Annotated in this window: 21 protein-coding genes; 11 read left to right on the top strand and 10 right to left on the bottom strand. The window is 69.0% G+C overall.

Annotation, left to right across the window (positions count from 1 at the left end; translation table 11 throughout):
- Positions 1–26 precede the first annotated feature (26 nt).
- Both RALTA_RS02840 and RALTA_RS02835 read left to right on the top strand, forming a co-directional pair.
- A complete protein-coding gene (locus tag RALTA_RS02840; RefSeq protein WP_012351905.1) occupies positions 27–791 on the top strand; it encodes a PIG-L deacetylase family protein in 765 nt (254 codons plus the stop codon).
- Between the two features lie 16 nt (positions 792–807).
- Positions 808–1710 (top strand): glycosyltransferase family 2 protein, encoded by a 903-nt coding sequence (locus RALTA_RS02835; protein ID WP_012351904.1) that lies wholly within the window; start codon positions 808–810, stop codon positions 1708–1710.
- Between the two features lie 21 nt (positions 1711–1731).
- Here RALTA_RS02835 and RALTA_RS02830 read toward each other — a convergent pair whose 3' ends face one another.
- Complete coding sequence (locus tag RALTA_RS02830) at positions 1732–4434, bottom strand: ABC transporter transmembrane domain-containing protein (protein WP_012351903.1); 2703 nt, start codon at positions 4432–4434, stop codon at positions 1732–1734.
- Between the two features lie 219 nt (positions 4435–4653).
- On the opposite strand from RALTA_RS02830, the gene RALTA_RS02825 reads away from it, so the two are divergent.
- Positions 4654–5262 (top strand): UdgX family uracil-DNA binding protein, encoded by a 609-nt coding sequence (locus RALTA_RS02825; protein ID WP_012351902.1) that lies wholly within the window; start codon positions 4654–4656, stop codon positions 5260–5262.
- A 6-nt stretch (positions 5263–5268) separates the two neighbouring features.
- On the opposite strand, the gene RALTA_RS02820 is transcribed toward RALTA_RS02825, so the two are convergent.
- Positions 5269–5550 (bottom strand): hypothetical protein, encoded by a 282-nt coding sequence (locus RALTA_RS02820; RefSeq protein WP_012351901.1) that lies wholly within the window; start codon positions 5548–5550, stop codon positions 5269–5271.
- A 291-nt stretch (positions 5551–5841) separates the two neighbouring features.
- Between RALTA_RS02820 and RALTA_RS02815 the strand changes: the two genes are divergently transcribed.
- Positions 5842–6225 (top strand): hypothetical protein, encoded by a 384-nt coding sequence (locus tag RALTA_RS02815; protein WP_012351900.1) that lies wholly within the window; start codon positions 5842–5844, stop codon positions 6223–6225.
- Positions 6226–6413: 188 nt separating this feature from the next.
- Here the strand turns inward: RALTA_RS02815 and RALTA_RS02810 are convergent, their stop codons facing one another.
- On the bottom strand, positions 6414–7355 hold the full coding sequence (locus RALTA_RS02810) for a quinone oxidoreductase family protein (protein ID WP_041232058.1): 942 nt from the start codon (positions 7353–7355) through the stop codon (positions 6414–6416).
- 213 nt (positions 7356–7568) lie between these two features.
- Between RALTA_RS02810 and RALTA_RS02805 the strand changes: the two genes are divergently transcribed.
- Both RALTA_RS02805 and RALTA_RS02800 read left to right on the top strand, forming a co-directional pair.
- A complete protein-coding gene (locus RALTA_RS02805) occupies positions 7569–8582 on the top strand; it encodes a LacI family DNA-binding transcriptional regulator (protein WP_012351898.1) in 1014 nt (337 codons plus the stop codon).
- 214 nt (positions 8583–8796) lie between these two features.
- Complete coding sequence (locus RALTA_RS02800; protein ID WP_012351897.1) at positions 8797–9741, top strand: LysR substrate-binding domain-containing protein; 945 nt, start codon at positions 8797–8799, stop codon at positions 9739–9741.
- A gap of 54 nt (positions 9742–9795) precedes the next feature.
- On the opposite strand, the gene RALTA_RS02795 is transcribed toward RALTA_RS02800, so the two are convergent.
- From RALTA_RS02795 to xseA, 7 genes are all read right to left on the bottom strand, one after another.
- Positions 9796–10887: a porin gene (locus tag RALTA_RS02795; protein ID WP_012351896.1), complete on the bottom strand. Its 1092-nt coding sequence runs from the start codon at positions 10885–10887 to the stop codon at positions 9796–9798.
- 55 nt (positions 10888–10942) lie between these two features.
- Positions 10943–11335 carry a 5-carboxymethyl-2-hydroxymuconate Delta-isomerase gene (locus RALTA_RS02790; RefSeq protein WP_012351895.1) on the bottom strand — a complete coding sequence of 131 codons (393 nt, stop codon included), beginning with the start codon at positions 11333–11335 and terminating at the stop codon, positions 10943–10945.
- Positions 11336–11337: 2 nt separating this feature from the next.
- On the bottom strand, positions 11338–13074 hold the full coding sequence (locus RALTA_RS02785; protein WP_012351894.1) for an amidohydrolase: 1737 nt from the start codon (positions 13072–13074) through the stop codon (positions 11338–11340).
- A 60-nt stretch (positions 13075–13134) separates the two neighbouring features.
- Positions 13135–14115: a tripartite tricarboxylate transporter substrate binding protein gene (locus RALTA_RS02780; protein WP_012351893.1), complete on the bottom strand. Its 981-nt coding sequence runs from the start codon at positions 14113–14115 to the stop codon at positions 13135–13137.
- A 45-nt stretch (positions 14116–14160) separates the two neighbouring features.
- Positions 14161–15255 (bottom strand): porin, encoded by a 1095-nt coding sequence (locus RALTA_RS02775; RefSeq protein ID WP_012351892.1) that lies wholly within the window; start codon positions 15253–15255, stop codon positions 14161–14163.
- Positions 15256–15727: 472 nt separating this feature from the next.
- Positions 15728–16309: a superoxide dismutase [Fe] gene (gene sodB / locus RALTA_RS02770; protein ID WP_012351891.1), complete on the bottom strand. Its 582-nt coding sequence runs from the start codon at positions 16307–16309 to the stop codon at positions 15728–15730.
- Between the two features lie 200 nt (positions 16310–16509).
- Positions 16510–17895 carry an exodeoxyribonuclease VII large subunit gene (xseA, locus tag RALTA_RS02765; protein WP_012351890.1) on the bottom strand — a complete coding sequence of 462 codons (1386 nt, stop codon included), beginning with the start codon at positions 17893–17895 and terminating at the stop codon, positions 16510–16512.
- 1084 nt (positions 17896–18979) lie between these two features.
- Between xseA and RALTA_RS02760 the strand changes: the two genes are divergently transcribed.
- The 5 genes from RALTA_RS02760 to kdsB all read left to right on the top strand — a co-directional run bounded on the left by RALTA_RS02760 (position 18980) and on the right by kdsB (position 22292).
- The gene (locus RALTA_RS02760; RefSeq protein ID WP_012351889.1) at positions 18980–19600 is read left to right on the top strand and encodes a MotA/TolQ/ExbB proton channel family protein; all 621 of its coding nucleotides are present in this window, start codon (positions 18980–18982) and stop codon (positions 19598–19600) included.
- Positions 19601–19623: 23 nt separating this feature from the next.
- Positions 19624–20049 carry an ExbD/TolR family protein gene (locus RALTA_RS02755; protein ID WP_012351888.1) on the top strand — a complete coding sequence of 142 codons (426 nt, stop codon included), beginning with the start codon at positions 19624–19626 and terminating at the stop codon, positions 20047–20049.
- A gap of 135 nt (positions 20050–20184) precedes the next feature.
- Entirely contained in the window at positions 20185–21288 is a 1104-nt protein-coding gene (gene lpxK / locus RALTA_RS02750; protein WP_012351887.1) for a tetraacyldisaccharide 4'-kinase, read from the top strand.
- Complete coding sequence (locus RALTA_RS02745) at positions 21269–21472, top strand: Trm112 family protein (RefSeq protein ID WP_012351886.1); 204 nt, start codon at positions 21269–21271, stop codon at positions 21470–21472. Before lpxK ends, RALTA_RS02745 begins: the two co-directional genes overlap by 20 nt.
- A gap of 10 nt (positions 21473–21482) precedes the next feature.
- Positions 21483–22292: a 3-deoxy-manno-octulosonate cytidylyltransferase gene (gene kdsB, locus RALTA_RS02740; protein WP_012351885.1), complete on the top strand. Its 810-nt coding sequence runs from the start codon at positions 21483–21485 to the stop codon at positions 22290–22292.
- Positions 22293–22618 lie beyond the last annotated feature (326 nt).

Below are 22618 nucleotides of genomic sequence, written 5' to 3'. Positions count from 1 at the left end.
CGTGCCGGAGCGCGCGAGGGGACGCCATGGGCACGGCGATGGTGGTCGATCTCGCCGCCGCGGTGACCGTGATCTCGCCGCACCTGGACGATGCCGTGTTCAGTTGCGGCGGCCTGATCGCGGCGGCGCGCGCGGCGCGCGTGGTGACGGTATTCGCGGGCGTGCCGCCCGCCGACATGCCGGCCCCTGACTGGGACCAGGCCGCCGGCTTCGCCAGCGCCGAGCAGGCGGTGCTGTCGCGCCGGCGCGAGGACAACCACGCGCTGACCATGCTGGGCGCGCACGCGGTATGGCTGGATTTCTGGGACAGCCAGTATGGCCGCCACTACACCGCCCGACAGCTTGCCGACGCCCTGCACACCGTGCTGCTGACCCAGACCGAAGGCGTGGTGGTGGCTCCGCTCGGGCTGTTTCACTCCGACCATGGCCTGGTGCATGACGCCTGCCGGCTGCTGATGCTGGCCGCGCATGCGTCGGGTCCGGCGTGGAGCGCGCCGCGCGCGCCCCCGGCCGCGGCCGCGGCGGCCCCGCGGGTGCAGTGGCTCTACTACGAGGACGCGATCTACCGGCGCATGCCCGGCCTGCTGCAGCAACGGCTGGTGCAATGCGGGGACAGCGGCCTGCGCGCCACCCCCGTCAACCTGCCCGTGACGCAGTACCTGACGCAGAAGAGCTACGCGCTGAATGCGTACCAGAGCCAGCTGCAGCTGTTCAGCGAAGACAAGCTGTGCGACCTGTGCGCGCCCGAACGCTACTGGATACTGGAGCCGGCAGGCGCCGGTCATGACTGAGCCAAGCAAATTCCCGATGCCGATTCCCACATCTGCTTCCCCTGCCAGCCATTGTTCCGGGCCTTTCGACATCAGCGTGGTGGTGCTGACGCATAACCGGCGCGATTCGGTGCGCACCGCGCTGGCGCGACTGAGCGCGCTGCCGGAGCGCCCGCCCATCGCGGTGGTCGACAACGCCTCGGACGACGGCACCGCGGCCATGGTGCGGCGCGAGTTCCCGCACGCCGCGCTGCTGCGCAGTGCGCACAACCTCGGCGCGGCCGGCCGCAACCTGGGCGCGGACTGGGCCAGTACCCGCTATGTCGCCTTCTGCGATGACGACTGCTGGTGGGCGCCCGGATCGCTGTCGGCGGCGTGCGCCATGTTCGAGCGCCATCCGCGCGTCGCCGCGCTGACGGCGCGTATCCTGGTGGGCGAGCATCGCGGCGAAGACCCGACCTGCACGCGCATGGCGGCCAGCCCCCTGCCCTCGGCCATGCTGCCGGGGCGCGCCATCCTGGGCCTGATGGCGGGCGCCACCGCGTTCCGCACCGATGCCTTCCGGCAGGCCGGCGGCTACCACCCGCGCCTGTTCCTCGGCGGCGAGGAAACGCTGCTGGCGCTGGACCTGGCTGCGCATGGCTGGCAGCTGGTATACGCGCCGCAACTGGTGGTGCACCACCATCCCAGTCCGCTGCGCAATCCGGCGCAGCGCCGTTCGCTGCTCGCGCGCAATGCGATCTGGTCCGCCTGGCTGCGGCTGCCCTGGCATGTGGCGCTGGGCGAGACCGCGGCGGCATTGCCGCAGCTGTGGCGCTGCCAGGGATGGCGCGGCCTGGCCGAGGTGCTGGGCGGCATGCCCTGGGTATGGCAGGAGCGGCGCGTGATCCCGCCGGAGGTGCTGAAGCTGCGCCGCCGGCTGCACGAGACGCGCGCCTGAAGCGCAGCGGTAGCGGCCGCGCTACGCTTCCTGCGTGTCTTGCGTGGCGCGCACCGCCAGCGAACGGATCGCCGCCACCAGCTCGCCCACCCGCACGGGCTTGGACAGGTGCAGCTGGAACCCGGCCATCAGCGCGCGCATGCGGTCCTGCGGCTCGGCGTGCCCGGACAGCGCGATCGCGGTCATGCGCTTGCCCAGCGGCACCTGCATCTGCGCTTCCAGCCGCCGCACCCGGCGCAGCACGGTGTAGCCGTCCTCCTCGTCGAGCGCGAGGTCGCACAGCAGCACCTGCGGCCATTGGCCCGGATGCGTACCCGCCAGCAGCGCGATCACGTCATCGCCACGCTGCTGCGCAATCGCATGGGCACCGTAGTCTTCCAGCGAGGCGCTCAGCACCTCGCGCGTGGGCTCGTCGTCGTCCAGCAGCAGCACGCGCAGGCCCTTGAGCGCCTGCGCATCCGGCGCCTCCGGCACGGCTTCGGCGCTGTGCGGCGCGGCCGGCGCGGGGCGCGGTTCGCTCTCTTGCACGGCGCGCATCGGCATCAGCATCTGGTAGGCGTGCGCGGGCCCGTCGGCCGACAGCGTGACGCCGTGCTCGGCCAGCCATTCATGCAGGCCCTGCACATCCGGCAGCGGCAGATCGCCCGGCGTGGCGGACAGCCGCAGGCCGGCCTGCCCGTCAAGCCGCTCGAGCCGCAGCTCCAGCCGCCCGCCCGGCTCGATGGTGGCGATCATGTGCTGGCATAGTTCCCAGATCGCCTTCTGCAGCACGCCGGGATCGCCGGTGACGCGCAGCTCTGATTCGCTCTGCACCGTGAACAGGTTGATATGGCGCTCGGCAATCAGCTCGCGCAGCCCGTCGACCACGCTGGCCACCAGGATCTCCAGGCGCACCGGCTGCAGCGCGAGGCGCCGTTCGGCGCGTTCCAGCTCGCGCTGCTGCTGCTGCAACTGCCACATCTGGGTGTAGATGCCGCCGCGCTCGAGCAGCGTGGCGTGGTTGCCGTCTTCGACGATGCGGCCATGCTCCATCACCAGGATGCGGTCGGCATCGACGATGGTCGAGAGCCGGTGCGCGATGATCAGCGCGGTGCGTCCGCGCGCGACTTCGGACAACTCCTGCTGGATCGCGCGCTCCGAGCGCGTGTCCAGCGCCGAGGTGGCCTCGTCGAACACCACGATGGGCGGGCGCTTGAGCATCGCGCGCGCAATTGCCACGCGCTGGCGCTCGCCGCCCGACAGGCGCACGCCGCGCTCGCCCACCTGGGTTTCATAGCCGTCGGGCAGGCGGTCGATGAAGGCGTCGAGCTGCGCGGCGCGTGCCGCTGCGACGATGTCGGCGCGGGTGGCGCCTTCGCGGCCATAGCCAATGTTGTAGGCGATGGTGTCGTTGAACAGGATGGTGTCCTGCGGCACGATGCCGATCAGTTCGCGCAGGCTGCGCTGGGTCACCAGGCGCAGGTCCTGTCCGTCGATGCTGATGCTGCCGCTGTCCGGCTGGTACAGCCGGAACAGCAGCCGCGCCAGGGTCGACTTGCCGGAGCCGCTGCCGCCCACCACCGCCACGGTCTGGCCGGCGCCGGCGCGGAAGCTGACGTCCCACAGGGTCTGGTGGCTGGGGTCATAGCTGAAGTTGACGCGGTCGAACACGATCTCGCCGCGGCTCACGCGCAGCGGGCGCGCGGCCGGCGCGTCGCTGTCCTCGCCGGGCTTGCCGTGGGCGTCGAGCAGCGCGAACAGCCGCTCCACGTTGGTCATGGCGTCGTTGGATTCGCGGAAGATAAAGCCCAGTGTATTGAGCGGCAGCACCACCTGGATGATGTAGGCGTTGATCAGCACCAGGTCGCCCACCGACAGCGAACCCTGGATGACCCGCTGGGTGGCGAGCAGCATCACGGCGCCCACGCCCACGGCAATGCACAGGCTCTGCCCGATATGCAGCGCCGACAGCGCATACTGGTTTTCCACGCTGATGCCGACCCAGCGCTGCAGCATCTCCGACAGCCGCCGGGTTTCGAAGGACTCGCGCGCAAAGAACTTGACGGTGTCGTAATTGAGCAGGCTGTCCACCACCTTGCTGTTGGTGGTGGCCTCGACCGCATTGACCTGGCGCTGCACGCGCATGCGCCGCTGCGTAAAGACGTAGGTGAAGCCGGCGTACAGCACGAACACGCCCAGGATAATGGCGGCAAAGGCCGCGCCATAGGCGCCGATCATAATGGCCAGCACCGACACGATCTCCATCAGCGTCGGCACGATGGTGAAGACGGCCACGCCGAGCAGGAAGCCGATCGCCGCGGTGCCCTTCTCCAGGTCGCGGATCACGCTGCCGGTGGCACGCTGCGCGTGGAAGCGCGCGCCCAGCGCATGCAGGTGCGCAAAGGCGCGCTCCATGAAGGCCGCCACCGTGCTCTGCGTCACATAGGCAAAGACCACGTCGCGCAGCTCGCTGAAGGCATTGCCGAGCAGCCGCAGGATGGCATAGGCCAGCACCAGGAACACCGGCATCGCGACCAGGCCGAGGCGCGCGGCATCGGTACCGGCCGCGGCCGGCGTGACCTCGTCGACCACCAGCTTGAGCATCAGCGGCACGGCCACGGCACAGGCCTTGGCCAGCAGCAGCAGGCTCACCGCGACCAGCACGCGGGCGCGGAAGCGCCAGATCGCGCGGAACAGTTCGGCGGCAATGCGGCGCCGGGAAGCGGGGCGGATGGTCTGGGACATGCGCGCGGTTCAGGCCTCAGGCGTTTGATGCGGCAAGGCAGGGAACCCGGCGCGGCTTGCCGTGGCGTGGCCGTCGCGGGGTCTTGGGAGAAGGCAAGTTCCATACCGATGTGGCAGCGGCGGTGACGGCGCAGGGGCGGCCCCGCGCGGCTGCCATGGCGTGAAACCTGCTGCAAACCGGCAGCAGCGCACCGCGCGCGCCGCCCCATTGCATCAGTCATGCCCGAACGCAACAAGCCCCCTGTCAGCCGCGGCGAACTCAACGAATGCCGGCGCTGCCCGTTGTGGCGCAACGCCACGCAGGGCGTGCCCGGCACCGGCGCGGCCCACGCGCGCATCATGCTGGTGGGCGAGCAGCCGGGCTCGCAGGAAGACCTGCAAGGCTCGCCCTTCGTCGGACCCGCCGGACACCTGCTGGATGAAGCGCTGCAGGCCGCGGGCCTGGATCGCGACAAGCTCTTCATGACCAATGCGGTCAAGCATTTCAAGTTCGAGTGGCGCGGCAAGCGCCGGCTGCACAAATCGCCGGCGCAGCAGGAAATCGAGGCCTGCAACCTCTGGCTGGAACGAGAGCTGGAGAAGGTGCACCCCACAGTCGTGGTAGCGCTGGGCGCGACCGCGGCGCGCGCGGTGCTGGGCCGCAAGAGCGTAACGCTGGCGGGCATGATGGAGACGCCGGTGGAGCATGAAGGGCGGCTGGTCATCGCTACCTACCACCCCTCCTTTGCCCTGCGCCAGCGCAGCGACGAGGCGCGTGCCGCCGCCTTCGACCGCATCGTGCGCAGCCTGCAGGCAGCGGCGCGCCTGGCACGCGGCGGGAAGCCGTGAGCGGAATCAGGACCGGTTGACAGTCGGCGGCGCGTCGGGATCCCGGCTGCCGGGATCGTGCAGGTCACGCGCCTTCACGCCCGGTGGCATCTCGCCCTTGCCGGCCTGGTCCGGCTTGCGCCCTTTCTCTCCGTCCTTGCGGCGTGATGCCGCATGCTCCCAATCGGCCCTGGCGCGTTCGCGCGCGCGCTGGTTGTCCGCGGCGTTTTCCTTCAGTTCACGGTCATCCAGGCCCTGGCGCCGATCCAGCGCCGGATCGTTCGACGTATCGTGCTTGCTGTGCTTCATGACGCCTCCGGTGAGGTGGGCCGCTATCGCGGCCAACGCCCGAAGTGCGCGCAACTTCCGTTCCCGCACGGATTTCGGCGGCCAGGGACCGCGCGGGCCGGAACCGCGCCCCCCGACGCCGGCGCCACCTTGTAACAACCGCCGGCGCTTGTAGAAAGTGCGTTGCGCCGGTCCGTTGCCGGACCGGGCACTGCAGCGTGCGGGATGGCCCGGCAAATGCTTTTGCCGTACCAGCATGCCCCCTTTACACCGCTTTACACAGCGGAACGCCCGCGTTACAGGAGTATCCAGATGCAATTCACGATCCCACGCGCCGCAGCGATTGCGCTGCTTTGCGCGTTCGCCGGCGGCACCCTGGCGCAGCCGCCCGAAACCGGCGTGCGTACCGACAAGGGCCCCAAGGGCAGCCAGACCGTACCGCCGCCGGGTGCCGGCGTGGCACCGGGCAGCACACCGGGCGCCACACCCACCAACCCGGGCGGGCTGGCCAAGGATCTCGGCGACGTGCCCAAGGAGCCGCACACCGCGGGCGGCCTGCCCGGCCGCGACAAGCCCAAACCGGCCTCGGAAAGCGCCGGCAAGGTCGACCGCGACGGCCTGCACGGCAAGCCGCGAACGGGCAGCGGCGGGGCCTCGATCGACCAGACCCGCGTGCCGGACGCGAAGGGCCGCTGATTCGCTTCAGCAACCAGGGCTACCGTGGACGCATCACGCCAGGCAGCCCGACCCTGGCCCTGGGGACATCGCAAAGGGGATTGCCTCGCTCGCCGGGGGCGATGCCGGCTTCGCGACCGGCGTGAACCGGCCGGTCGACGGCGGCTCGAGGATCTTGCGCGGACCATTGCGCCAGGCATGACGCGTCTTCAGGGCACCAGCACGAAGCGCTGCCGCGCGCCCTGCGCCTGCGCCGCCCACACGCGCCCGACCGCTTCCAGCGGCTCGGCGACGATGTCGATCTCCATGCGCCCGGCGGCGGTATGCCGGCACAGCTCGGCGTAGGCCTGCGCCTGCGCCTCGATAGGCGCGTGGTAGTAGGCGAAGCCCATGATGTCGAAGCACGCCTGGCGCGCGGCAGCGCCGGCAAAGGTGATGGTCGGCGCGACCGTGGTGCCGATATGGACAAGGCGCCCGCCATGGCCTAGCGCCAGCAATGCGGCTTCGGCGGGCGCGCCGCACAGGTAGTCGAGCACGATATCGACGCTGCCGCCGGCCGCATTGCGGTAGGCGTCGACCAGGTCGCCCGGCTGGTCGAGCGGCACCACCGCGTCCGCGCCCAGCCGGCGGGCACGCTGCAGCGCGCGTACGTCGCGCCCGGCGGCAATGACGCGGCCGGCGCCCAGCAGCCTGGCCGCGGCCACCGCCAGCAGCCCGGAGATGCCGGTCGCCCCAAGCACCAGCACGGTCTCGCCCGGCTGCATGTGCGCGCGCCACGACAGCGGCAGCCACGCCGCGAGGCCGGCGTTGCCCAGCGCGGCCGCGCGGGCGTCGTCGATGCCGTCCGGCACCGGGAAGGTCAGCGCCGGGTCCACCAGCGCGCGCTGCGCCATCGAGCCGTACGGCGCGCGCGGCGCATTGACATTGAAGTAGACCCGCTGCCCGTCGGCGAGGCGCCCCACGCCTTCGCGCCCCACCACGAAGCGGCCCGCGCCTGGTTTGATGTAGTGGCGGCCTTCGGCAATCGCCATGTCCAGCCGCGTGAGCGCGGACGCGGAAACCTTGACCACCACCGTACCGGGTTCGGCGACCGGGTCGTCGAACTCCTGGTACACCGGCGCCTGGCCCGCGAACGATACCGCTGCTTTCATCTCTGTCTCTCCTGTTGCTGGCCCGGGCCGGCTGCGGCTTGGCAATGCCGCCCGGGCAGATTACAATGCAATCGATTGCACGACAAGCGCAAGGCCTGCTGGCATCCGGGCCGATTGTAGGAACCGCCGCGGCCTTGCGTCCAATCCACTTTTTGCCGGTATCCCGATAACCAGGCGGTATGGCGCAGCGCCTGCCGCACATGGCACACAGCGATGAGCAAACCCACCATCAAGCAGATTGCCCAGGCGCTCGACGTGCATCCGTCGACGGTATCGCGCGTGCTCAATCCGCAGACCCGCCACCGCATCGGCGACGAACTGGTGGCCCGCGTACTGAAGGCGGCACAGGACCTGCACTACTCGCCCAACCGCATTGCCGCGGCGCTGCGCACGCGGCGCTCGGGCACCATCGGCGTGGTGGTGCCGGACATCGGCAGCCCGGTGTTTCCGCCGATCGTGCTCGGCATCGAGAACGCGCTGGCGCGGCACCGCTATATCCCGATCGTGGCCAATGCCGGCGGCGACAAGGCGCGCCAGACCTTTATCGTCGACCAGTTGCTGGCGCGGCAGGTCGACGGCCTGATCCTGGCCACCGCCGAGCGCAACGACCCGGTGGTGGACCATTGCCTGGCGCAGGGCGTTCCGCTGGTGATGGTCAACCGCAGCGACGATGCCGGGCGCGTTTCCAGCATCGTCGGCGACCACCGCCAGGCGATGGCGCTCGCCGTCGGCCATCTGCACGCGCTGGGCCACCGGCGCATCGGTCATGTGGCCGGACCGGTCAATCTCTCGACCGGCCATGAGCGCGAAGCAGGCTTCCTGCAGGCGGTGGCGGAGCTGGGCCTGGCTGCGTCGCACTGCCCGGTGGTGCGCGCGCCGGCCTACACCGAAGCGGCGGGCCAGGCCGCCTGCGCGCAGCTGCTGTCGCGCCGCAAGCGCATCACCGCGGTGGTGGCCGCCAATGATTTCCTGGCGCTGGGCTGCTACGCGGCGGTGCGCGCCGCCGGCGGCAGCTGCCCGTCGGACCTGTCGGTGGTGGGACACAACGACATGCTGCTGATGCATGCGGTGTCTCCCGCGCTGACCACCATCCGCGTGCCATTCTACGAGATGGGCACGCGCGCCGCCGCGTTGATGCTGGGGGCACTGGACGGCAGCGCCACCACCACGGCGCGGACCCTGCTGGCGCCCGAACTGGTGGTGCGGGCTTCGACTCGGCCCGTGTAAGGCGGTCGCCCCGAGGCAATGCCGTTCAGTTAAGGAATCAGACACTACCGTCATTCCCGCGCAGGCGGGAATCCGGCGTTTTTTGGAAGTCACTGGGTTTCCGCCTGCGCGGGAACGAACAGGGGTTAACTGAACGGCATTCGTCGCCCGAGGGCGCTTTTTTTGGAAATTTTGTGCAATCGATTGCGCACGTTCACCGCAGTAGAGCTACGCCATGGACCTCCGACAACTTCGCTACTTCAAGGTGCTGGCCACGCTGCAGCACTTCGGCCGCGCCTCGGCGGCGCTGCATATCGCGCAGCCCGCGCTCAGCCGACAGATCCGGCTGCTCGAGGAAGAACTGGGCGTGCGCCTGCTGGAGCGCCACGTGCGCGGCGCCACGCCCACGCCAGAAGGCCTGGTGCTGCTGGACCGCGCGTCCTTCCTGCTGCGCTACGCCGATCAGGTCAAGGTGGACATCGCCGACCTCGCCGCGTCGCCGCGCGGGCTGGTGGCGCTGGGACTGACGCCGGCGCTGGCGCCGCTGCTGTTCATCCCGCTGGCCGAAGCGCTGCGCGAGCAGTATCCGGAGATCCGCCTGCGCCTGGTGGAGAATTTCGCGCCCGCGCTGCAGGATGCGCTGCTGCAGGGCACGCTCGACGTCGCGCTGCTGAGCGGGCCGGTATCGAGCCCCGGGGTTTCGGCGGTGCCGCTGGTGGCGGAGAGCCTGTGCGCGATCGGTCCGTGGGGCGATACCGCGCTGGGGGATGGGCCGGTGGAGATGGAACAGCTGCAGGACCTTCCGCTGATCCTGACTGGCGTGCCCAAGTCAGGCGTGCGGCTGGCGCTGGAAGCGCTGGCGGCGCGCCAGGGGCTGGAGCTGCAGGTCTCGATGGAAGTGGAATCGATCGAGGTAGCCCGGCGCCTGGTAGCGCGCGGATTCGGCTGGACGGTGCATTTTGCCGCGGCAATACGCGAAGAACTGCAGGCGCAGCGGCTGCAGGCAGTGCCGATCCGGGGGCTGGAGCTGCATCGGATGATCGGCTATGCCGCGGCGCGGCCGCCGTCGCGGGCTTCGCTTGCGGTGATGGAGACGCTCAGGCGGGTGGCGAGGGATCTGGCGGTGGAGGGGGATTGGCCGAATAGCCGGCTGCTGGCGGAGATGGCGGAAGGCGATTAGGAGGGCTGGCTGTTTGGCTTAGATGCCATGCAGCCCCAGCCCGGACAGGCCTTCCTAAAACACGTGCTTGACCCCCACCATCGTGCCAAACTGCGACGCCCCCGGCCTGGGATTGGACCCAGCCGCCCCGGCACTCACTGACTGCGCCAGCTGCCCCCCGTTATCGATAAATCCCGCCGTGGCGTAAACCGAAGTCCGCTTGGAGAACGCATAGGCGCCACGCACCGCGTACAGCATGGCCTTGTTGGCGCTGTCGTGGAACTTGAGGTAATAGACCTGCCCGGCCAGCGTGAAAGCCGGCGTAATGTCGTAGGCCATGCCGCCGTACCAGAGCTGGCTGCGCGGCGTCGCGCTGCCTTCGTTGTCGCGGCGGATCACGCCCACGCCCAGCTTGGCGCGCGACAACAGCACGTAGCCGCTCAGCGACAGGCGATCATCGCTCAGCGACTTGTTGCCAAGCCCGCCGAATGCACCCGGCCCGCCGCGCAGCGAGTCATAGGCAGCGGTGACGCCCCAGCCCTTGTGCTCATACTGGATCAGCGCCGACCATTCCCGGCAGGCAGACTTGCTGGCCGGGTTCTCGCCCGCGCAATTGGTGCCGGCCGGGCTGGGGCCGGCGTTGACCGCATCGCGCCCGAAGCTGTAGGTAGCGCCAATGGTCAGGCCGCCGAAGGTGCCCTTGTAGGCCAGCGCGTTGTCGGCACGCGTATTCGGCAGGTAGCTGTCGAGCGATGCCGCGCCGTACACGTTAGGGCCAAGGATGTCCGAGTCCAGGTTGGCCCAGAACAGCATGGTGTACTGACGCCCCAGCGACAGCTGCCCCCACTTGCCGCTCAGCCCGACCAGCGCTTGCCGCCCGAACAGCCGACCGCCCTGGTTGGCACCGCCGGTATCCGGGGCGAAGCCTGACTCCAGCACGAACACGCTCTTGAGCCCGCCGCCCAGGTCCTCGGTCCCGCGCAGGCCCCAACGCGACGGCACGGTGCCGGTCAGGGTCGGCATGCGCACCAGGCTGTCGCCGCCCGCACCGACCTTGTTCACGTATTCCACGCCGGTGTCGATCACGCCGTACATCGTCACGGACTGCGCCGCGGCCAGCGTCGGGGCCAACGCAAGCAGCGCGGCCCCCATGGTTCCGAACTTCATTTGCTGTCTCCTCTTTTGGGCTGTCTTGTCGTTGTGGTGGAACGCGGCCGCTGCCCTATGCAGCCGTGGTGCTGTAGCGCTGGTGAATGTTGTTAAGGCTGCGATAGGCCCCGGCAAACTCCCGCAACTCCAGCGACAGCGCCAGATACCGGCGCCGGTATGGCTCGGCGAAATGCGCGGTCAGGCAATCGAACATGGCGGTGACGGTGCGGTCGAGCACGTCTTGCGGGCGCCCCGCCGCTACCGCCAGCGTCACGTGGACGAAGGCATCGTCGCCGCTGCCGTCGGCCATGCGGTAGGACTCCAGGCAAACCGCGCGCGCACGGATGCCGCCTGGCGCAAACGCGCCGGGCTGCGCAAGCAGGACCGCGCTCAGCCCCGCCAGCAAGGCATCGATGCGCGCAACCGGCGCAAGATTGCGGGTGTATTCGACGGTCAGGTGCGGCATGCTTATGGCCTGCGCTGCGCTCGCGGGGCCAATGCCTGGCGCGCGGCGAAGGCGCCGTCGCCATGCACCACTTTCCCGTCGACCATCGTCAGCACCGAACGGATGCGATGGATGTCTTCAACCGGTACGGTCAGGTAGGGCTTGTCGAGCACCGCCAGGTCGGCCAGCTTGCCCGCCTCCAGCGTGCCGCGCGAAGTCTCATCGAACGAAATCCAGGCCGCGTTGGCGGTGTACAGCCTCAGCGCTTCCAGCCGCGAGAGCCGGAAGTCCTCCTTGCGCCGGACTTCCCTGCCGATCGAATAGCCGCCGACGTGGAACTCCAGCGCGCGCCAGACCCCGGGGATGCCGATACGCGTGGCATCGGTGCCGCCGGCCACTTTCAGCCCGTGCTGCAGGGCCAGGCGCACGGGCGGAGCGGCCTCGGCCACATGGTGGTCGTTGGCGTGGCCGATGGCGCTGGCCTCGAAGTACGGCCCCATCTGGACCGTGTAGGCAAGCCCGAGCGCCTTCATGCGCCGGAACGTTTCCGGCTTGCCGGTGTTCAGGTGGGCCATGGCCCAGCGCAGCTTGCCCAGGTCATGGCGCTTGCCCACTTCCTCGAACACATCCAGGATCGCGCTGGCGGCATCGTCGGTATAGGCGTGGATCTCGACCGGATAGCCGCGGCTGGCGGCAAAGCTTGCCACCTTGAGCAGTTCCTCGCGGTCCTTCGCCGACGGCTGGAATCCGGGCCCCATCTTCACGCCGTCGTCCATGCCGAACACCAGCATTTCGCCCGGTCCCAGGAAGCGCAGCTTGCCGTCGCCCAGCCGCGGCGGCAGGAAGGCCAGCGTGTTGCGGAACCACTCGGCCTCGTTGCCCGCGACCAGCGTCGGGATGCGGTAGCCCACCCGCAGCGACAGGCTGTCTTCGCGCCACAGCGCGAACAGCGGATCGTACGCGGCGCCCGGCCCGGCGGTAGGGTCGATCAGCGCGGTAACACCGAGGCTGTTCAGCCGGCCGAAGAAGGCCTGCAGGCTGGCCTTGGGGTCGACCTGGCTCTGCGCCAGGATGCGCCCGAACAGCGCCGACAGCGGCCGGATCGCGCCGAAGACCCGGCCGGTGAGACGGCCGTCGCTGTCGCGCTCCATGCGGATGCCGGGCGGCAGCGCATCGGGCTGGTCGAGCTTGAGCACCTCGATCGCCTTGGCGTTGACCAGCGCGTAGTCGTACAGGTACTGCACGTAGGCCGGATTGTCGGGCAGCAGCGCGGTCAGCTCGGCCGGCGTGGGGGCGCGCTTCTCGGTGAACTGGTCGGGGTGCCACGAGCCGGTCACGGCCACCCACTTGCCCGGGCCGCGCGCCTGCGCGGTCTGTCGCAACTGCTCCAGCCCGGCGGCCAGGCTGGTGGTCTCGCCTTCGTACCAGTAGGTCTCGAAGGCATAGCTCTGGCCGCCGCGGATGGCGTGGATATGGGTGTCGATCAGCCCCGGAATCACCGTGCGCCCGCCGAGGTCGATGACCTCGGTAGCCGGGCCGGCCAGGCGGCGGATTTGCGGGTTGGCGCCCACCGCGACGATACGCTCGCCGCGGATGGCGATGGCCTGCGCCACCGTATCGCCGGCGTCCATGGTAAGCACCGTGCCGTTGACCAGGATCCGGTCCGCCTGCGCGGCGGCGGCCTGCGCCTGTGTTCCCCAGGCCGCCATCAGGCAGCCCACCGCCATGGCATGTGCCAGGGCCCGTGCAATGCATCGCATAACGGTATTCCGTGTGTCAGTGGAAGGGGCGCCCGCCGTGCGGGCGCCAGTGCTGCGCCGTTACTGGCCCGGCTGCGCGCCCGAGCGCTTGACGATGGGCTCGAGCTTGGCGATGTCGGCGGCGATCAGCTTGTCGAACGCGACCGGGGTCGAGGGCTTGGCCTCGGCGCCTTGCGCCACCAGCTTCTCCCTGGTCGCCGGCGCGCTCAGCGCCTGCTGCATCGCCGTGTTCAGGCGCGCCACGATTTCCTTGGGCGTGCCCGCCGGCGCCAGCACGCCGAACCAGGCATCGAACACATAGCCCGGCACGCCCGCTTCGGCGATGGTGGGCACGTCCGGCAGCGACGGCACCCGCGCCGCCGTGGCCACGCCCAAGATGCGCAGCTTGCCCTCCTTGACGAACTGCAGCGCGGTGATGGACGGGGCGAAGAACATGTCGACGCGTCCGCTGATCACATCGGTGATGGCCGCCGGCGCGCCCTTGTACGGGATATGCCGCGTCTGCACGCCCGCGGTCACGTTGAACAGCTCGCCGCTCAGGTGCGACGAACTGCCGCTGCCCGCCGAGCTGTAGGTCACCGAATCAGGCTTGGCGCGCGCCGCGGCCAGCAGGTCCTTGAGCGTGCGGTACGGGCTGGAGGCGCTGACCACCAGCAGGTAGGGCATGGTCGCGACCGTGGAGATGCCCTTCAGGTCGCGCGTGGTGTCGTACGGCAGCTTGGGGTAGAGCGTGGGATTGACCGCGTGCCCGGCGGAGGTCAGCAGCAGCGTGTAGCCGTCGGCGGGCGCCTTGGCCACCACCGCGGTGCCGATGGTGCCGCCGGCGCCGGGGCGGTTGTCGACGACGATCTGCAGGTTCGACGAGGTGCTCATCTCCGCGCTGACGATGCGCGCGAGCAGGTCGGTGGCGCTGCCGGCGGCAAACGGCACGACCATGCGGATCGGCTTGTCGGGATAGGTGTCGGCGTGCGCCGCGCCGGGCAGCAGCGGCAGGCACAGTGCGGCGGCCAGCGCCGCGCGCAGCATGTGGCGGAATTTCATGTGGGGTCTCCTTGATCTCGGGTAATGGCCTGAGGCGGGCCTCGTTCAGAACACGTGGCGCATGCCTAGCGCAAAGGTCTGCGGATCGGCGCCGGCGGAAATGCCCAGCTCGTTGATCGCAAAGTCGTAGGTGGCGTTTTTCTTGTTGAAGATGCGGCTGTAGAAGCCGAACACCGAAGTGCGCTTCGACAGCGGATACTCGTAGCCCAGCGTGGCCTGCACCGCGCCGGTATCCGGGCCGCTGCGGAAGAAGCCGACGGTCTCGGTGGCGTTGCCGCGGCCGTTGCCGGCAAAGCCGACACCCGCGCGCAGGCTGCCGGTCCACAGCTTCTGCACCACCGAGGCGTAGTACGCATCGCGCTTCAGGTCGCCGGTGGCGGTGCGGTAGTGCAGCCGCTCGTAGATCGCCGAGACCTTGGTGGTCGGGAACTGGTACGACAGGCCGATCTTCATGCCTTCGTCGTCGCGGCCCGCGGTCTGGTAGTTGTTGTGGCGCTCGTAAGCCAGCACCACGTTCAGCGGGCCGTTGTCATAGGCCCCGGCGAACGACCACAGGCTGGGATTGCGCGGCACCGTGGCGCGCTCTTCATTGACGCCCCAGGTCACGCCGCCGCTGAAGCCGTTCCACTTCGGGCTGCGGTAGTGCAGGCTGTTCTTCTGGCGGCGGTCGAAGGCGCTGGTGTCCTGGATGTTGTCGGAGGTCGGGGTCGAGCCGTTGCCGATCAGCGCCATATACCCGGCCGTGGTCGGATAGAACGGGTCGTAGGACGACGTGGCTTCGAGGTAAGCCGTGGTCCAGTTGCCCATGAAGAAGCTGCCGGCCGAGCCAGCCAACCCAACGCGGGTATTGCGGCTGGCCAGTTGCCCGCTGCCCGTATCCAGGGAGATATTGCTTTCGATCTGCCAGATCGCCTTCAGACTGCCATACAGCGCCTCTTCGCCGCGCATGCCGAACACCGAGCGGTTATTGGTCAGGCGGCCGGTGCCACCCAGCTTGGTGCCATCGGAGGCCGTCGACGCATCCGAATACTCCATCGACGTATTGAGCCTGCCATACAGCGTGACGTGGTCCTGCGCCGAAGCGGCGGTGCAGCAGGCCGCGAGCGCCGCAAAGATGGCGCCCGCAAGGGGGTTCTTCATGTTGTCTCCAGTGTCGGTCTTGCGCCTGTCCGAATCGATACGGGGATGCCTGCCCCGCCCCGTGCACGAAATCGCGGGCAGCAGCAACCCCTGCCCGGACTACGGCATCAGCAATGTCTGGATTCTTGATTGCGCTATCTCATGCGGCGGATGTACGCGGCGATGCAGCGTGAGGGGGATTCTAGAAATCGGGTATCGCAGCGTCCATTCGCATTTTCTTTTGGTCGCCATACCGATTTGTTATCGTGGTGGCCGACCATGCCGGCATGGACATCGGCAGCATAGGGCGCGGGCGCGGGGCCCGGTAGTGGGCGGTAGTGTGTCGCTGTGTTCCAGCGATGGGACGCCGTCGACACAGGCGATGCGGGGGGTGCGCAGTGCGTGGAGCGTGCGCCAAATGCGGAATCGGACGGACAACAAAAAAGGGCCTGGCGGCCCTTTTTCGATTTCTGCGGTGCGGACGATCCGTGGATCAGCCAGCGAAGTTCTTGCCGGCGAAGTCCCAGTTCACGACATTCCAGAATGCCTCGACATACTTCGGGCGGGCATTGCGGTAGTCGATGTAGTAGGCGTGCTCCCACACGTCGCAGGTCAGCAGCGGCTTGGCGTCGGTGGTCAGCGGCGTGGCGGCGTTGGAGGTGGACACCAGGTCCAGCGAGCCGTCGGCCTTCTTGACCAGCCAGGCCCAGCCCGAACCGAAGGTGCCGACGGCAACCTTGGTGAACTCTTCCTTGAACTTGTCGAACGAGCCCCACTTGGCGTTGATGGCATCGGCCAGTGCGCCGGTCGGCTGGCCGCCGCCGTTGGGCTTCAGCGAATCCCAGTAGAAGGTGTGGTTCCACACCTGGGCAGCGTTGTTGAAGATGCCGCCCGACGACTTCTTGACGATCTCTTCCAGGGTCGCGTTCTCGAACTCGGTGCCCTTGATGAGGTTGTTCAGGTTGGTGACGTAGGTCTGGTGGTGCTTGTCATGATGGAACTCCAGCGTCTCCTTGGAGATGTGCGGAGCCAGGGCATCATGCGCGTACGGAAGCGGGGGGAGCTTGTGTTCCATTGTTCTGTCTCTGTGGGTTGGGGTTGTTGGGTCCGGAATTGCCGATTGTAGGGGACTTGCAAGGCCCACGCAAACCGCGGCGCAAAGCCCCCTGCTCCGATGTTAGTTTGTCCGCGCGCGGCTTTCCGGGAGATTTCGGCGCGGTCTTTCGGGCCTGTGCCGCACGCGCATGGGAGGCGTTCCCGGCGCCGCGCGGCGGCTCAGAATTCGGGCAGCTTGGCCTGCACGCCGGCGATCGCCAGGTCGGCCACGCCCTCGGCCAGGTGCGCTTCGACCACGCTGCCCGCGCGGATCTCGGCGGGGGCGCGCAGCGCGCGTCCGCGCTGGTCCAGCAGCACCGCATAGCCGCGTTCCAGCGTGCGCTGCGGCGCCAGCAGCTCCAGCGCGCCCGCGCTGCGTGCCAGGCGCTGCGCGGCGCGCTCGTGCTGGCGCAGCGCGGCCGCCTGCAGCCGTTGCCACAGCCGCGCGACGCCGGCGTGGGCAGCGAGCGCGTCGGGGCGGCAGGCGCGCCAGCGCATTGCCAGCAGTTGCTGGCGATGGCGCTGCGACACCACGGTGTCACGCAATGCCGAGCGCAAGTGTCGCGCCAGATTGTCGACCTGCGCGCGGCGCTCCTGCAACTGCGCCTGCGGGCTGCGCACGCGCCGCGCCAGCCAGTCCAGGTGTTGCGCGCGCAGGTCCAGTCCGCGGCGCAGGCATTGCCTGAGCGCATCGCGCGCGCGCAGGGTCTGCGCGAGCAGGTGCGAGCGATCCGGGCTGACCAGCTCGGCCGCGCCGGTGGGCGTTGGCGCACGCACGTCGGCGACAAAGTCGGCAATGGTGAAATCGGTCTCGTGGCCCACGCCCGAGACCACCGGCAGCGTGCAGCGCGCAATCGCCTGCGCCACCACCTCTTCATTGAACGACCACAGGTCTTCGATGCTGCCGCCGCCGCGGCACAGGATCAGCACGTCGCATTCCGAGCGCGCGGCCGCGGCATCGAGCATGTCCGCGATTTTCTGCGCCGCGCCCGCGCCCTGCACCGGTACCGGATAGACCACCACCGGCACATGCGGCGCGCGCCGCCGCAGCGTGCTCAGCACATCGCGCAGCGCCGCGGCCTGCAGCGACGTGACCACGCCGATGGCGCGCGGCTGCGCCGGCACCGGGCGCTTGCGCTCCGGCGCGAACAGCCCGGCCTGCGACAGCTTTTCCTTGAGCCGCAGGAAGGCTTCATAGAGATTGCCGAGTCCGGCGCGGCGCATGGCCTCCACGCCAAGCTGCAGTTCGCCGCGCGCCTCGTACATCGAGACCACCGCGCGCACTTCCACGGCCTCGCCCTCGCGCGGCTGGAAGTCGACATGCTGGTTGCGTCCGCGGAACATCACACAGCGGATCTGCGCCCGCGCGTCCTTCAGCGAGAAATACCAGTGGCCGCTCGCCGCGCGCGTGAAGTTTGAGATCTCGCCCCGTACCCAGGCGAGCGGAAAGCTGCGTTCGAGCACGCGCGCAATGGCGTGGTTCAGTTCGCCGACCGGGATCACCTCGCGGCCGCTGCGCGGCGCGGTGAAGGAAGGGTCACGCGACAAATTCGGCAAGTCAGACATGGGCAGTCCGCGGGGATGCGGCGTAGATCAGACATGTCCACAGCATAACTGCAATGTCAAGGGGGTAGCGCTGATGGCAGCCTGCTGCCCCGAAAGCCGCATGAATTGGTGCAAGCCTTTGATTCTTATGCAATTTATGAGCACAACAAAAATTAGGCAATATAACCATTTTTCTTTTGCATCAACCACTTACAAGGCGGCCAAAGGCCTTGTTCACAAAGTTATCCACAGCGTCTCTGGATAAAAAGCGCCTTATATTTCACTCTCCAAGGCAACGTGGCGCCTAGCACGCTTATTGATCGCGCCAAGCGCCTTGGCATTCGCCCCGGCGGCGCGACACCCCTAGCGGCATCCGCGTGACACGTTTCTGCTGCGATTGCACATTTTCGCGGCAGCGCCGCAAAAGCTCCTTTAATTCAGATGGTTAGATCGCTTCTCCCGGAATTGTCCACAGGCCATCCACAGTGCTCTCCCTTGCCGCTGTGGACAAACCCCGATTTTCTAGGAGACAGGGCGCCGCGAGACCCGGCAGCGGACCATACGACCGTTTGCCCGTTTTTTAGGCAGCAGGATGTACCGCCTTTCGAATCAAGGACTTATGCAATTTTTCAGGTAGCTTTCCACAAGCCCTCCACAGCACTGTCCCGCTGACGTGTGGAAAGCGCGGTCGAAAAGTGCTCCAGCGTACAGAAAGGCGGCCGCACGCTGTGGCAGCCAGCGCCACGGCACGTGCGCGATGCGGCGCAGCGCATCGCGGGCGGCATTGCACAAAATTTAAGCAGGGTCGCCTTTACCCTTTTCGATCAATGGTTTAGCCATCTTGTCCGGCAGCTTTCCACAATCGATCCACAACACTGTCCCTGTCCGCTGTGGAAAGCGGTGCTCCGCGCGGTCCGCACGCGATGCGTGCCGGAGACAGGCGCGCACCGTCGCTTGCCGCGCGCCGGAGCGCGAGTTAGAGTGGCGCCTGATTTTTTTAGAGCAATGCCGGAGCGCGCAGCAAGGCACCCTGCCCACGCGCCTCAAGGCATGCCGGCTGGTGGTTTGGGGTTTCGTTATTCGGTTGTCGATCCCGGGGGTCCAATTGTTTTCCATCATTCAAGCGGCCGGCTGGCCGATCTGGCCGCTGTTGCTCGCCTCTGTCATCGCGCTGGCGCTGATCGTGGAACGCTTCCTGTCGCTGAAGCGCAGCAAGGTGCTGCCCGCCAGGTTGTATGAAGAAGCGCTGGCGGCCGCGCAGCAGCGCCGCGCCACGCCGGAAGTGGTCAACACGCTGGAACAGAATTCTCCGTTGGGCCGTGTGCTGGCCGCGGGGCTGCGCCACGTGGTGCTGCAGCCGCATACCTCGCGCGACGCCGCCAAGGACGTGGTCGAGGAAGCCGGCCGCGTGGTCGCGCACGAACTCGAGCGCTACCTGAACGCGCTTGGCACGATCGCCTCGGTGGCGCCGCTGATGGGGCTGCTGGGCACGGTGATCGGCATGATCGAGATCTTCGGCAACCAAGGCGGCACCGGCACCAGCCCCGAGCAGCTGGCGCACGGCATCTCGGTGGCGCTGTACAACACCGCCTTCGGCCTGATCGTGGCGATCCCGGCGCTGATCTTCTGGCGCTACTTCCGCCGCCGCGTGGACGACTATGTGGCCGAACTGGAATTCCGCGCCACCTCGTTCCTCGACGCCATCCTGCCGCAGCGCCGCGCCTGAGCGCCGCACGCAAAGCGAACGCCATGCACTTCCGTTCCCGCCAGCGGCGCGAAGAGCCGGAGATCAACCTGATTCCGCTGATCGACGTGCTGCTCGTGATCCTGATCTTTTTGATGATCACGACCACGTACTCGCGCTTTACCGAGCTGCAGATCCAGCTGCCCACCGCCGACGCCGAGCGCGCGCGGCAGCAGCCGCAGGAGATCGTGGTGTCGGTGTCGTCGCGCGGCGTCTACTCGGTCAACAAGCAGGTGATGGAGCAGAAGGACGTCACCAGCCTGGCCGACCGGCTGCGCAGCGCCGCGGGCGCCGGCGGCCAGCCGCCGGTGGTAATCGTCAATGCCGACGCCCAGGCCACCCACCAGGCCGTGGTCAACGTGATGGAGGCCGCGCGGCTGGCCGGGCTGTCGCGCCTGACGTTCGCCACGCAGAGCGCGCAGCCGCGCTGAGCCCGGGCCGCGCGCGGCCGGCGGGCTTGCCCCATGCGCACGGCAATGCCCATAATGGTTGGGCCGCCCCCGAGGGGCGAAGCCGCGCGCGCACTACAATCGCATCCCGACCATCGACTCTCGCCCGCCGCGTCCATGCCCGTTCCCCGCCATGCCCTTGCCGACTTCGTGACCGCCCAGTGGCAACGCCGCGGCTGGTTCGCGTGGGTCATGCTGCCGTTCTCGCTGCTGTTCGGCGTGGTCGCGCGGGTGCGCCGCCACGGCTACCAGCGCGGCTGGTTCAAGTCGACGCGGCTGCCGATGCCGGTGGTGGTGGTCGGCAACGTCACCGTGGGCGGCACCGGCAAGACCCCCGCGGTGATCGCGCTGGCGCATGCGCTGACCGAGGCCGGGCTGCGGCCCGGCGTGGTTTCGCGCGGCTACGGCGTGCAGCTCAAGCACCCGCGCCGCGTCAAGCCGACCTCGCAGGCCGGCGACGTCGGCGACGAACCGCTGCTGATCGCGCGCGCCACCGACGTGCCGGTCTGGGTCTACCCCGACCGCGCGCTGTGCGCCCAGGCCATGCTGGTGTCGCACCCCGGCATCAACGTGCTGCTGCTCGACGACGGCCTGCAGCACTACAAGCTGCAGCGCGACTTCGAGATCGTGATGTTCGACGCGCGCATGGGCGGCAACGGCCTGATGCTGCCAGCGGGCCCGCTGCGCGAGCCGCTCTCGCGCCCGCGCGACGCCACCCTGATCAATGACCCCACCTTCCGCGCCACGCCCGACCGCCCCGGCGTGTACGGCATGCGCCTGGAACTGGGTGACGCCTGGCAGCTCGCCGATCCCGCCATGGCGCGGCCGCTCAGCGCCTTCGCCGGCCGGCGCGTGCTGGCCGCGGCCGGCATCGGCAACCCCGAGCGCTTCTTTGCCAGCCTGCGCGGCGCCGGCCTGGCGCCGAAGACGCTGCCGCTGCCCGACCACTATGACTTCGTCGTCGACCCGTTCGTCGACCATCCCGACGCGCTCGATGCGGACGTGATCCTGATCACCGAGAAGGATGCCGTAAAATGCGAGCGCTTCGACGACCCGCGCATCTGGGTCGTGCCCACCAGGCCCGTGATCGATGCGGGCCTGATCGATAAAATCCGCCGCGCCGTGCAGGCGCAAATCCAACCCGCGCCGACCGCGCCGGCCGCCGCGAGCGGCGCCGCCGGGCGCAACGAGGAACACCGAGATGGACAACCGGCTGCTTGAAATCCTGGTCTGCCCGCTATGCAAGGGCAAGCTGGAATACGACCGCGCCGCGCAGGAGCTGATCTGCCACGCCGACAAGCTGGCCTACCCGATCCGCGACGGCATCCCCGTGATGCTGGCCGACGAGGCCCGCCAGTCGGTGCCCGGCCGCGTGATCGAGCCGGACGCGCCGGCGGGCAACTGAGCAGCGCGCCATGACCGTCCCCGCCTTTACCGTGGTGATCCCGGCGCGGCTCGCCTCGACCCGCCTGCCCGACAAGCCGCTGGCCGACATCGGCGGTCGGCCGATGGTGGTGCGCGTGGCCGAGCGCGCGCACGCGTCGTCGGCGCAGCGCACCGTGGTCGCCACCGACGCGCCCGCGGTGGCGCAGGCCTGCGCCGCGCACGGCATCGAGGCGGTGCTGACCCGCGCCGACCACCCCTCGGGCACCGACCGGCTGGCCGAGGTCGCGGCGCAACTCGGGCTGGCCGATGACGCCATCGTCGTCAACGTGCAGGGCGACGAGCCGCTGATCGAGCCGGCGCTGATCGACGAGGTGGCGCTGCACTTGGCGCACCACGCGGACTGCGCCATCGCCACCGCGGCCCATCCGCTGCACGACAGCGCCGAAGTGTTCAACCCCAACGTGGTCAAGGTGGTGTGCGACGCCGCCGGCCGCGCGCTGTATTTCTCGCGCGCGCCGATTCCGTGGGCGCGCGACGCGTGGTCCGGCGTGCCGGCCATGCCTGCCGCGTCGGCCCGGGTGCCGCTGCCGGACATGCCGGTGCTGCGTCATATCGGCCTGTACGCCTATCGGGCCGGCTTCCTGCGCCGCTTCCCGACGCTGGCGGCGGCGCCGCTGGAGCAGACCGAGGCGCTCGAGCAGCTGCGCGCCATGTGGCACGGCGAGCGCATCGCGGTGATGCAGACCGCCGCCGCGCCCGCGCCCGGGGTGGATACCCAGGCCGACCTCGACCGGGTGCGCACGCTGTGGGCACAGTCGATGGCCCAGGAAGGGCCCTGACAGACACCTCCGCGGGGCTCGCACGTCCGGGCTGCGCGCGCACCTGCCCGCTCCGGTCGATTCTGCTGCAACCGAACCGGGGCGCCGATTTCGGGCCGAATCCCCGCTGCCTCATGGCATAATGCTTGCCGATACAGAGCCGCCCCGCTGGCGCGAGCAGTCGCGCCGCCGGCCAAGGCTCGGTGGGGAGATAAAGATAGAGCCCGTCCGGTGCGCCGCGCCGCCATCCCCCTGGCAGCCGCCGCCGGCCGTACGCGTGGGTACGCCTGAGCCGTGCCCGCGCTGAACGCAGTCAGCGCGCACCGGGACCGCAGTCAGTCTCGCGT

The organism is Cupriavidus taiwanensis LMG 19424, assembly GCF_000069785.1.
Lineage (GTDB): Bacteria > Pseudomonadota > Gammaproteobacteria > Burkholderiales > Burkholderiaceae > Cupriavidus > Cupriavidus taiwanensis.
Note: the sequence above shows the minus strand (reverse complement) of the source record. Positions and strands in the feature narration are given on the sequence as shown.